The following is a 10,777-nucleotide window of genomic DNA, read 5'->3' as shown; positions in this document are numbered from 1 at the left end:
CAGCCATCGCTTCTTCTCCTTCGGTTGTTGATCGTCTCGTTAACGTTAATTTACCGAATCGAAGCGGTGGCTGCCCACCAAATTATTTACAGCAGTTTAAGGACTCAATCCAAACTGGAGGAGGAAATCAAAACCGCCATGCCGGAGATTCGCAGCAAACTGCTGTTGCTGTTGTCGAGCAAGAAACCCTCCGAACTGGTCAGCGTGGCCGGCAAGCAGCAACTGGTGCAACAGGTGATCGGCGAAGTGAATGCGGTTCTGGGCGTCGCCCCCGCCCCGGCGGCAGCCGTTGCAGAACACGATGCCGAACATGCTGCACCGGCCGTTGCCAACCCGGCCGGCATCACCGACGTGCTGTTCACCGACTTCATCATCCAGTAGCGATCGAGAACTTGCCATGAGCGAATTCCTGTCCCAGGACGAAGTGGACTCCCTGCTGCGGGGCGTCACCGGCGAGGCCGATGAGGTCAAGGACGAGAATGCCGACCAGGGGGTGCGTCCCTACAACATGGCGACGCAGGAGCGCATCGTGCGCGGGCGCATGCCCACGATGGAGATCATCAACGAGCGCTTCGCCCGCCTGTTCCGCATCGCGCTGTACAACTTCATCCACCGCAGCTCGGAGGTTTCAGTCGGTCCGGTGAAGGTCATGAAGTTCTCCGAATTCATCCGCAACCTGCCGGTGCCCGCCAACCTCAACATGGTCCAGGTCAAGCCGCTGCGCGGCAACGCGCTGTTCATCTTCGACCCCAATCTGGTGTTTATGGTGGTGGACAGTCTGTTCGGCGGCGACGGCCGTTTTCATACCCGCGTCGAGGGACGCGAATTCACCCAGACCGAACACCGGATCATCCAGAAGATGCTGGAGGTGGTGTTCGAGACCTATGCCAAGTCATGGGAAGCAGTGCAGAAACTCGAATTCGAATTCCAGCGCTCTGAAGTCAACCCGCAATTCGCCAACATCGCCACGCCGAACGAAGTGGTCGTGGTGACCACCTTCGAGGTGGAGTTCACCGGCGTCGGCGGCTCCATCCATATCTGCATGCCCTACGCGATGCTCGAACCCCTGCGCGAATTGCTCTACAGCACCATGCAGGGCGACCACGTGATCGCCGACAAGCGCTGGCTGCACATGCTGTCCAAACAGATCCAGTCGGCCGAGATTGAACTGACCGCCGTGCTCGGTCACGCGGCGACCACGGTGGAGCACGTGCTGCGCATGAAGACAGACGACGTCATCCCGCTCGAAGTGGCGGAGAACATCAGCGTGATGGTCGATAACGTGCCGGTGCTGGAGTGCAAGTATGGCGTTTCCAACACGCATTACGCGCTGAAAGTGGAAAAGGTGCTGGCATCCGAAACCGGCGAACCACTCAATGGAGGAAGAAATGGCTGAAGAAACGACCGCACCGGAAGCAATCACTGCAGACGACTGGGGCGCGGCGATGGCAGAGCAGACCGCGGCCGAACCGGCGGCAGCCCAGCCGCACGTGTTTGAACAGTTTGCCGGCGAAGGCGGCGCCACCGCACACAACGACCTGGACATGATCCTCGACATTCCGGTCCAGCTCACAGTGGAACTGGGGCGCACCAAGATGCCGATCAAGAACCTGCTGCAACTGGCGCAGGGCTCGGTGGTGGAGCTGGCCGGGATGGCGGGCGAACCGCTGGACGTGCTGATCAACGGCTTCCTCATCGCGCAGGGTGAAGTGGTGGTGGTGAACGACAAATTGGGCATCCGCCTGACCGACATCATTACCCCGTCGGAACGCCTGCGCCGCATCAACCGGTAACCGGTCAGCCCTCATGCACATCCGCCTGTTTTCTGCCCAAAAGAGCGCGGCAAAACCAGCCGCGCACTTTTCCCCCACCTCAATCCCACCCCGCTTGCGGGAGGGGATGCAATCGATTCGCCGCGCGATTTTTATGTTCCCTGCTGCGGCAATCTTCTCCCCCCTCGCGCTGGCAGCGGAAACGGCACGCGCCGCCTACGTGCCGCCGCCGACCCCGGTTTCTTCCGGCAGCGTGGTGCAGGTGATCGTCAGCCTGCTGCTGGTGCTGGCCGCGGTGATGGCGGTGGCATGGGTGCTCAAACGCATCAATCTGCCGCGCCCAGGGGCTGGCAACGTATTGCGCGTCATCAGCGGCGTCGCGGTCGGACAACGCGAACGCGTCGTCCTGCTCGAGGTGAACGATACCTGGCTGGTGGTCGGCGTCGCGCCGGGGCAAGTGCGAACCCTGCATACGCTGCCCAAAGGCATGCTGCCGGCGGACGGCACGCCCGCCGCCGAAGCAAAATCTTTCCGCAGCTTTCTGCAACAGATGCGGGAGAAGCGCAATGCGTAGCGCAATGCACATGAACCCGGAAGCGTCCCGGCCACGAATAAACGCTGCTGTGTATTATGCATGGTTCAAGCGGTTTTCATCCGTGGTTATCCGTGCTCATCCGTGGCTGATTGTTTTGTCTCTGTTTGCGCTCTCCATACCCGCGCAAGCCGCCGAAAGCGGGCTGCTCGCGCTGACCAGCACACCGGCCGCCGGGGGCGGCCAGACTTACACCTTCAGTCTGCAAACCCTGATCCTCATCTCGGCGCTGACCTTCCTGCCGGCCATCCTGCTGATGATGACCGGTTTCACCCGCATCATCATCGTGCTCTCGCTGTTGCGCTCGGCAATCGGCACACCCTCCTCTCCGCCCAACCAGGTGCTGGTCGGATTGGCGCTGTTCCTCACCTTCTTTGTGATGGCGCCGGTATTCGACAAGATCTACAGCGATGCCTGGCTGCCCTATAGCGAAAACAAAATCTCGCTACAGCAGGCCTACGACAAGGGCAGCGCGCCGCTCAAGACCTTCATGTTGCGCCAGACCCGTGAACCCGACCTCGAACTGTTCGTGCGCATCAGCAACAGCGAAGCCTTGCAGAGCCCGGAAGAAGTGCCGCTGCCTATTCTGGTCCCGGCATATGTCACCAGCGAACTCAAAACGGCCTTCCAGATCGGCTTCGTGATCTTCATCCCGTTCCTCATCATCGATATGGTGGTGGCCAGCGTGCTGATGTCGATGGGGATGATGATGGTGTCGCCCGCCCTCATCTCGCTGCCGTTCAAGATCATGCTGTTCGTGCTGGCCGATGGCTGGCACCTGCTGATCGGCTCGCTGGTGCAGAGTTTCTATACCTAAGAATTCAAGGAGGCGATATGACCCCGGAAACCGTGATGACCATCGGCCAGCAGGCGGTCGAACTGACCTTGCTGGTCGCCGCCCCGATGCTGCTGACCGCGCTGGTCATCGGTCTTGCGGTCAGCGTGTTCCAGGCGGCGACCCAGATCAACGAGATGACGCTGTCCTTCATCCCGAAACTGTTCGGCATCTTCATCGCGCTGCTGTTCGCCGGACACTGGATGGTTGGCCTCCTGCTCGATTACATGACCCGTCTGTACGGCAGCATCCCTTTCCTGGTGGGGTAAGGGCATGATCAGTTTCACCAGCACCCAACTCACGGCCTGGCTGGCCACGCTGATCTATCCGCTGGCGCGCATCCTGGCGCTGATCGCCAGTTCGCCTTTGCTCGGGAACCGGCAAGTTCCGGCGCGGGTCAAGATCGGCCTGGCGTTCGTGTTGACGCTCGTCATCGCGCCGACACTCCCTGCCGCCCCGCTGCCCGACCCGGCCTCGGCACGGGGATTGTTCGTGCTGGGCCAACAGATCGTGGCGGGTCTGATGATGGGATTTTCCATCCGTCTGATCTTTTCGGCGATCGAGATGGCGGGCGATATCGCCGGGATGCAGATGGGCCTGGGATTCGCCAATTTCTTCGACCCGACCAATGCCACATTCACCCCGATCATCGCGCAATTCCTCGGCATCCTGGTGGCGCTTTCATTCGTGGCGCTGGACTTGCACCTGACTATGCTGGCGGCATTGGCGGACAGCTTCCAGGCTTTCCCGATCGGCGATTCGCCGCTGGCCGCGGGCGCTTTCCTCACGGTGGCGGAATGGGGAGGCAGCCTGTTTGCCTTTGCCCTGCAACTGTCACTCCCCCTGATCGCCGCCTTGCTTGCCACCAATCTGGCGCTGGGTATCCTCACCCGCAGCGCGCCCCAACTGAACATCTTTGCGGTCGGTTTCCCAATCACGCTGGCGGTCGGTTTTGGCGCACTGGCACTGGTGGTTCCGTACATTGCCCCCTTGCTGAATCACGCTTTCCAGCAGGCGCTCGAAACCGTGGGGCGCTTCATGCTGCAGCTGGGTGGTTTTTAGCAGGATGGAAACCTGGAATTTTGATTTGAGTTCGATCAAAAGCGCGCACACAACACACCTTACAATCGATCACCCAATCCAATCCAAACAACACGACACCAACGTTCGGACTTATGTCCGAATTAAAAAGCAACGCGCTGAATTTAGGAGCCAGTGTAGTGTTGCACGCTATCTGGAACTTATGCCAAGGTGCGGGAAGCCCTTGTGGGTCGGGTTTTAACCCGACATGTCGGACTGAAGTCCGACCCACAAAGGTTTGCAATAAGTATCGTTAAGAGTGCAGCACTACACTAGCCGTACAGCCGTCTGCCGCGAATCCGTGCGCGATGGGCGGCGCGCTCCTCGCTCTCGGTCAACGGGCGCGGCGCCTTGTCGGCGAAGGGGTTCTTGCCGGATTTGAATTCGATTCGCAACGGCGTGCCTTGCAGCTTGAACGCGTCGCTGAAACACTTCTCCAGATAGCGCTGGTAGCTGGCTGGCACCTTGTCGAGCGCACTGCCGTGCACGATGATCAGCGGCGGATTGCTGCCGCCCTGGTGGGCATAGCGCATCTTGGGGCGGAAGATGCCGCCGCGCGGCGGCGCCTGTTTCTCGACGGCTGCCAGCAGGACACGGGTCAGCTGCGGCGTGGGCAGCTTGGCCATCGCCGCCGCATAGGCCTGGTTCACCGATTTCAGCAGCGCGTCAACCCCGGTGCCGTTCAGCGCCGAGATGAAATGATGCTTGGCAAAACTCAAAAAATGCAGCTTGCGCTCGATATCGCGCTTCGCGGTATCGCGCTTGTATTCGTCCAGCCCGTCCCATTTGTTCACCGCCAGCACCAGGGCGCGGCCGGCCTGCAGCACGAAGTCCGCAAGGTGGGCATCCTGTTCGGTGATCTGGTCGCGCGCATCGACCACCAGCACCACTACGTTCGCATCCTCAATGGCTTGCAGGGTCTTGACCACGGAAAACTTCTCGATCGCCTCGTCGATCTTGCCGCGGCGGCGCACGCCGGCGGTGTCGATGATGGTGTAGTGCCGCTCCCCCCGCTCGAAATCGATGTAGATGGAATCGCGCGTGGTGCCGGGCTGGTCGAAGGCGATGACACGCTCTTCGCCGAGGATGGCGTTGACCAGCGTGGATTTGCCGACGTTGGGGCGGCCGACGATGGCCAGTTTGGGATGATCGGTTTTCGCTTCCTCGCCAAACTCGGCGGCAGGCAGTTCATCCAGCGCCAGCTCGATCATCTCGGCGACGTTTTCGCCGTGCGCCGAAGAAATGGGGAGCGGTTCGCCCAGACCCAGCTCGTGGAATTCTGCGGTCACCCGCGCGCGCTGCATCCCTTCTGCCTTGTTCACCAGCAGCAACAGCGGGCGCCCGCTCTTGCGCAACTGCGTCGCGATGATGCGGTCGTGCGGCGTCAGGCCATCGCGCCCGTCCACGATGAACAACACCAGGTCGGCTTCATCCACCGCCTGCCGCGTCTGTTTCGCCATTTCATGCAGGATGCCTTCCCGGACAACCGGCTCCAGGCCGCCGGTATCCACCACCAGAAAAGGACGCTCGCCGACCCGGCCGCGCCCGTAATGGCGGTCGCGGGTCAACCCCGGCTGGTCGGCCACCAACGCATCGCGGCTGCGCGTGAGGCGGTTGAACAGCGTGGATTTGCCCACGTTGGGACGACCGACCAGAACGAGTGTGGGCAACATCAGCGGCTGACCCTGACTGAAAGCAGCTGACCGTCACGGGTCTGCACCAGGGCGCCGTCGCCGAGCAGGCTCGGCGCAGCCAGAATGGCACTGCCGTCGGTCTTGCGGCGCGCCGCAAGACTGCCATCGTCGGCGCTGAACAAATGCAGGTAACCCTCGAAATCCCCGGCCAGCAGGTAGCTGTCAAAAGGATAGGGTGCAGTGACGCCGCGCCGGGCCAGTTGCCCGTTTTTCCACAGCGTGGCACCGGTACTTTTATCCAGCGCGTACAGCGTGCCATCGGCATCGGTCAGATACAGGTTTGCGCCAAACAGGGCCAACCCCTTGTCGCTGGAAAAATCGCGCGTCCACAGCGGATTGCCACGGATCGCATCGAAACAGACCAGCCGTCCCTGGAAGGCGACAGCGCACAGTTGCGCATCGTCCACCACCGGCAGGCTGGTAATGTCGCTGATGCGCTCGAGCTCGGTATTGCCGCGCGGCTGCGACACGGCGGCTTCCCAGATCACCACGCCCTTGGTGAGGCCGATCGCCGCCACCCTGCCCGCCGCGAACCCCGCATAGACCATGCCGTTGCGAATGACGACGCCGGCATGATTGCGCACGATCAGCGCCGGCGTGGCGCGCTCGTACAGCCACAGGCGTTCCCCGGTCAGCGCATTCAGACCGGCAATACGACCGTTGCCGGAGCGCACCACGACGACCCCCGCCGAGACTTGCGGCGCGCTCAACACTTCGCTGGACACTTTCGCCTGCCAGCGCAGTTTCCCGCCCGCCTCATCGAAGGCGGCCACTTCACCCTTGTCGCCGCCCACCAGCACCAGCCCCTCGCCCGCACCGACGCCGCCGGAAACGGTAAATCCGGGCTCGCTGCGCCACACCTGCTTGCCGCTATCGCGCTCGAAGCGATACAGATACCGGGCGCTGGCGGCAAACACGGCTTCGCGCGTTACTCCGGGAGTCAGGACGTTGAATCCGGCATCGCCGACACTCTGTTGCCAGCGCACCTCGAGGCGCGCCGTCGGCTCGAACTTGAGCAATTCCGCCGGCTTGAGTGCAGCTTTCCCACTGCCGCACCCATTCAGCAACAGCAGCGCGGCAAGGCCGCAGAAACGGAAAAAATTCATTGTGTGCTACCCAGCCCGTCCAGCTTGAGCTGGAGCAGATTGCGATACGCACTTTGCGCACCGGTCTTGTCCAGCGCCAAATGATAGGCGGCGCGCGCCTCCGCTTTCCTGCCCATCGCCAGCAGGACATCGCCCTTGAGGTCGGCATACAGCCCCTCGAAAGAGGCAGGATGCTTGCTGTCGAGTTGCTGCAATGCGGCGTCGTACTGCCGCTCGTCCAGCAGAATGCTGGCCAGCTTCAGCCGCGCGGCATGTTGCAGGGCGGCCTCGTCTGCATGCTCGATCACCCACTGCAATTGTCCCTTCGCCCGCGCCAGGTCGCGCGCCTGCAAACTGGCCTGCGCGGCCAGCAACTGGGCGCGCGGGGCATAGGCACTGCCGCCATAACGGCTCGCCAGCGCAGCCGCCGCATCGCCGATGCGCTGGGCATCGCGGCTTTCGGCCTGCTGCAGCACTTCGCCGTACAGCTTGGCCGCCTCCGCCGCCTGGCTCGCCTGGTGGTTGCGCCAGAACTGATTGCCGGCAAAGGCAAGCGCGCCCACCAACACCAGACCGATCACCCAGTTGCCGTTTTCCTTCCACCAGGCCTTGAAGGCATCGACCTGTTCCTGCTCATGCAAATCCAATTCCGACATTTCAGTTTCCCTTACTTGATCAATTCACCAATCCGTTGCGGCAATTCCGCCACCGCCACGCGCTGCTGTTCGCCGCCCCCGCGCAATGGCTTGAGCGTCGCCGTGTGCGCCACGGCCTCATCGTCGCCGATGATGACGGCACAGGCCGCACCGCTGCCATCCGCCTTTTTCATCTGCGCCTTGAAACTGCCGCCGCCGCAATGCAGCGCCACCTTCAAGCCGGCATCGCGCAATGTTTCCGCCACCCCGCTGGCCAGCGCATCCGCCGCCTCACCCTGATGCACCAGATACACGTGCAGCGCCGCCGCCGGCGGCGACATGCCGTCGTCCTGCAGCAGCGCCAGCAAGCGCTCGATCCCCATCGCAAAGCCGCAGGCCGGCGCCGGCTTCCCGCCGATCTGCCCGATCAGGCCGTCGAAACGCCCGCCGGCGCAGATCGTACCCTGCGCACCGAGACGCGTGGTCACCCACTCGAACACCGTGCGGTTGTAATAATCCAGCCCGCGCACCAGGCGCGGGTTGATCTCGAAGGCGATGCCGTGCCGTTGCAAGATCGACTGCACCGCCTCGAAATGGCGGATTGCGTCGCCTTCCAGCTCGTTCATCAGTTGCGGCGCAGTGTTCACCAGTTCCTGCATCGCCGGATTCTTGCTGTCCAGGATGCGCAGCGGATTGCTGTACAGGCGACGCTGGGCGTCGGCATCCAGAACGTCCTTGTGCTGTTCAAAATAGGCGATCAGTTTTTCCCGATGGCGCTGGCGCGATGCCGCATCGCCCAGACTGTTCAGTTGCAGCCCCACATCACGAATGCCCAGTCTCTTCCACAGGCGCGCGCACATCACGATCTGCTCGGCATCGATGTCCGGGCCGGCGAAGCCCAGTGCCTCCACCCCGATCTGATGGAACTGGCGGTAACGCCCCTTCTGCGGGCGCTCGTGGCGGAACATCGGCCCCGCATACCACAGCCGCTGCGGCGCGTTGTACAGCAGATTGTGCTGCAAGGCGGCACGCACGCAGGACGCCGTCCCTTCCGGGCGCAGGGTGAGCTGGTCGCCGTTGAGACTGTCCTCGAAGCTGTACATCTCCTTCTCGACGATATCGGTCACCTCGCCGATGGCGCGTTTGAACAGGGCGGTCTGTTCCAGCAGCGGCATGCGGATATTGCGGTAACCGTAGCCTTCCAGCCAGTCGCGCACCACCTCCTCGAACCACAGCCAAAGTCCCGCCTCGTCTGGCAGGATGTCATTCATGCCGCGCACGGCTTGCATAGGGGAATTGCTCATTGAATAGGGATGTTACCGGCGCAGGGGTCGCAATGCGCCTGGGAGATTTATCGAGGGCGCGATGGTAGCAGGAAAGACCCCGGCGAACCAGTGGTGGCCTTATCCAGTGGCAACCTTGTCAAAGTTTGCAGTCAGTTGTGTTGCACAATCATGCTGCAGGTTTGGATAGGGGTTTCAAGCACGACAGGACGCAATGCAGTGACACCCCGCCAACAACTACTGAATGGAGTGACACGAACACTCTGGTGGCTGCGCAAAAGAAAAAGCCCGCGCAAAGCGCAGGCTTAAGATTCACAATTGGTGGGCGGTACTGGGTTCGAACCAGTGACCCCTGCCGTGTGAAGGCGCATCTGAATTCGCTTGGAAGCCTAATCAAATAGCGGTTCTCACTGTAGGTCGGAGAATTAATGTGCAAATCTGTGCAAATTACAAGTTCTGATGCAATATGGCTTCTTTCAGGGCAATTGCTCGCTGCAGACATTCATCATAGGATAATCTGAAGTCGATCTTCTCAATCTCATCGAACACCGGCAGCATGAATGCACTTCGTGCCGAGCACTGTTCTGTGAATACCTTGATGTTCTTCATAAAAACATCACTATTAGCAAGGATTTTATCGTAGTGATGCTCGATAACTACGGCAAGGTCGAGCAGATCACGTGGAGTCGCACGGTCGCCGCGATACCAAATCTTTTTGGCAACAATCTCGACTGCAGTTTCCAGCAGGATGTTTCGGCCGAGCACCTCATGCGTCTCGAATGGATTTGCTGTCAACGGTAAGGCTGCGACGAAGTCGATCTCGCCCTCTGGCAGAAAAAGCTTCACGAATTCGCTAGTGTCCCTGTAGTCTGCGGTAACTGCCTCTCCCCTCCCACCCAACCTGGGATTGACATAGCCGAGGAGTTGCGGGTCCGGGATAAAGATATCGATGTCTTTGCTTCGACGGTGGGCGTAGTAGAACATCAGCACCGTGCCACCACCTAGGCTCCAGCGCGGTAAGGTGATTCCATCGGACGCGATAGCATCGATGAGATCGTAGGCCTTTTCCAGAAGAATTCTCCACGGCCCCTCCGGAAAGTGCAGATGGGGCTTATCCAATGTGACTCCAAAAGGGGTTCAGGGATTTAATCTCGGCTGCTACCTTGGCCAGATTCTTCCAGACCTGTTTGGGAGTGACTTTCTTCTTAGCAGCGACCTGTTTGACGGTACTGGTCACCAGCGAGACGGGCGTCTCGTCGATCAGGTGCAGTACTTGTCCTTCCAACCCCGCCGGAATCAAACCGCTGAGCATGAATTTTTCCAAGTCAGCTTCTGACATGACATTCTTGTAACTCGTATTGACGTTACCTAGGGTCATCTTGATGAAGTTCACTTTTGCCCCCGATGCAAACAGTGAGATTCCCACGTTTTCCGCAATCTCGGACAGCTTGACGGCGCCGATATCTCCGCCCTTGCCGTGCTCTAGGTTGACTAGTGTCACCCTAGAGACGTGCGATAGCTTGGCCAGCGTCTCCTGGGTCAGCCCGCAAGACACTCGCTCCCTTTTAATGATTGCGCCTATCGTTAAGATGTCCATGTCTTGAGTATAGCACCAGCTCCAATAATGTAAAGTTTGCTTTACATAATAACCTTGGGGCACCAAGGCCCTATCTCTACGATCGGAGCATGTAGCTAGGTTCTTGTGGAACAGTTCGATCTTGTCGGCTCCGTCGCCAATGTTGATCGTGGTGCGCGGACGGGTCAGCCCGTCTTCGCACTTCTTGGTACGCGTCCAGCCCGC

The 10,777-nt window shown here is 60.6% G+C and carries 13 protein-coding genes; 7 read left to right on the top strand and 6 right to left on the bottom strand.

Annotated features, from left to right (window positions below; translation table 11 throughout):
- From fliL to fliR, 7 genes are all read left to right on the top strand, one after another.
- Window positions 1–381, top strand: a 381-nt coding sequence (gene fliL, locus ACKTSJ_RS10570) for a flagellar basal body-associated protein FliL (protein WP_407900043.1), incomplete at its 5' end; no start/stop codon positions are given.
- A 16-nt stretch (window positions 382–397) separates the two neighbouring features.
- Complete coding sequence (gene fliM, locus ACKTSJ_RS10565) at window positions 398–1,396, top strand: flagellar motor switch protein FliM (RefSeq protein ID WP_407900041.1); 999 nt, start codon at window positions 398–400, stop codon at window positions 1,394–1,396.
- A complete protein-coding gene (fliN, locus tag ACKTSJ_RS10560; RefSeq protein WP_407900039.1) occupies window positions 1,389–1,793 on the top strand; it encodes a flagellar motor switch protein FliN in 405 nt (134 codons plus the stop codon). Before fliM ends, fliN begins: the two co-directional genes overlap by 8 nt.
- A gap of 106 nt (window positions 1,794–1,899) precedes the next feature.
- The gene (gene fliO / locus ACKTSJ_RS10555; RefSeq protein WP_407900037.1) at window positions 1,900–2,346 is read left to right on the top strand and encodes a flagellar biosynthetic protein FliO; all 447 of its coding nucleotides are present in this window, start codon (window positions 1,900–1,902) and stop codon (window positions 2,344–2,346) included.
- 82 nt (window positions 2,347–2,428) lie between these two features.
- Window positions 2,429–3,181 (top strand): flagellar type III secretion system pore protein FliP, encoded by a 753-nt coding sequence (gene fliP / locus ACKTSJ_RS10550; protein WP_407900035.1) that lies wholly within the window; start codon window positions 2,429–2,431, stop codon window positions 3,179–3,181.
- 17 nt (window positions 3,182–3,198) lie between these two features.
- Entirely contained in the window at window positions 3,199–3,468 is a 270-nt protein-coding gene (fliQ, locus tag ACKTSJ_RS10545; RefSeq protein ID WP_407900033.1) for a flagellar biosynthesis protein FliQ, read from the top strand.
- A gap of 4 nt (window positions 3,469–3,472) precedes the next feature.
- The gene (gene fliR, locus ACKTSJ_RS10540; RefSeq protein ID WP_407900031.1) at window positions 3,473–4,261 is read left to right on the top strand and encodes a flagellar biosynthetic protein FliR; all 789 of its coding nucleotides are present in this window, start codon (window positions 3,473–3,475) and stop codon (window positions 4,259–4,261) included.
- Between the two features lie 290 nt (window positions 4,262–4,551).
- Here the strand turns inward: fliR and der are convergent, their stop codons facing one another.
- The 6 genes from der to ACKTSJ_RS10510 form a co-directional block, all read right to left on the bottom strand.
- The gene (gene der, locus ACKTSJ_RS10535; protein WP_407900029.1) at window positions 4,552–5,952 is read right to left on the bottom strand and encodes a ribosome biogenesis GTPase Der; all 1,401 of its coding nucleotides are present in this window, start codon (window positions 5,950–5,952) and stop codon (window positions 4,552–4,554) included.
- Window positions 5,952–7,079: an outer membrane protein assembly factor BamB gene (gene bamB, locus ACKTSJ_RS10530; protein WP_407900027.1), complete on the bottom strand. Its 1,128-nt coding sequence runs from the start codon at window positions 7,077–7,079 to the stop codon at window positions 5,952–5,954. Before bamB ends, der begins: the two co-directional genes overlap by 1 nt.
- On the bottom strand, window positions 7,076–7,714 hold the full coding sequence (locus ACKTSJ_RS10525; protein ID WP_407900025.1) for a YfgM family protein: 639 nt from the start codon (window positions 7,712–7,714) through the stop codon (window positions 7,076–7,078). Before ACKTSJ_RS10525 ends, bamB begins: the two co-directional genes overlap by 4 nt.
- 11 nt (window positions 7,715–7,725) lie before the next feature.
- Window positions 7,726–8,997 (bottom strand): histidine--tRNA ligase, encoded by a 1,272-nt coding sequence (gene hisS, locus ACKTSJ_RS10520; RefSeq protein ID WP_407900023.1) that lies wholly within the window; start codon window positions 8,995–8,997, stop codon window positions 7,726–7,728.
- A 426-nt stretch (window positions 8,998–9,423) separates the two neighbouring features.
- Window positions 9,424–10,095 carry a nucleotidyl transferase AbiEii/AbiGii toxin family protein gene (locus tag ACKTSJ_RS10515; RefSeq protein ID WP_407900021.1) on the bottom strand — a complete coding sequence of 224 codons (672 nt, stop codon included), beginning with the start codon at window positions 10,093–10,095 and terminating at the stop codon, window positions 9,424–9,426.
- On the bottom strand, window positions 10,088–10,777 hold a 690-nt coding region (locus tag ACKTSJ_RS10510; RefSeq protein WP_407900019.1), incomplete at its 5' end, for a helix-turn-helix domain-containing protein. The genes ACKTSJ_RS10515 and ACKTSJ_RS10510, both read right to left, overlap by 8 nt.

It is taken from the genome of Ferrigenium sp. UT5 (assembly GCF_045866295.1).
GTDB lineage: Bacteria > Pseudomonadota > Gammaproteobacteria > Burkholderiales > Gallionellaceae > Sideroxyarcus.
Note: the sequence above shows the minus strand (reverse complement) of the source record. Positions and strands in the feature narration are given on the sequence as shown.

Bases quoted from the DNA above. Each gene is read 5' to 3' on its own strand.
- fliR (WP_407900031.1), top strand. From the start codon at position 3,473: ATGATCAGTTTCACCAGCACCCAACTCACGGCCTGGCTGGCCACGCTG.
- bamB (WP_407900027.1), bottom strand. From the start codon at position 7,079: ATGAATTTTTTCCGTTTCTGCGGCCTTGCCGCGCTGCTGTTGCTGAAT.
- fliQ (WP_407900033.1), top strand. From the start codon at position 3,199: ATGACCCCGGAAACCGTGATGACCATCGGCCAGCAGGCGGTCGAACTG.
- fliN (WP_407900039.1), top strand. From the start codon at position 1,389: ATGGCTGAAGAAACGACCGCACCGGAAGCAATCACTGCAGACGACTGG.
- fliO (WP_407900037.1), top strand. From the start codon at position 1,900: ATGCAATCGATTCGCCGCGCGATTTTTATGTTCCCTGCTGCGGCAATC.
- der (WP_407900029.1), bottom strand. From the start codon at position 5,952: ATGTTGCCCACACTCGTTCTGGTCGGTCGTCCCAACGTGGGCAAATCC.
- hisS (WP_407900023.1), bottom strand. From the start codon at position 8,997: ATGAGCAATTCCCCTATGCAAGCCGTGCGCGGCATGAATGACATCCTG.
- fliM (WP_407900041.1), top strand. From the start codon at position 398: ATGAGCGAATTCCTGTCCCAGGACGAAGTGGACTCCCTGCTGCGGGGC.
- ACKTSJ_RS10525 (WP_407900025.1), bottom strand. From the start codon at position 7,714: ATGTCGGAATTGGATTTGCATGAGCAGGAACAGGTCGATGCCTTCAAG.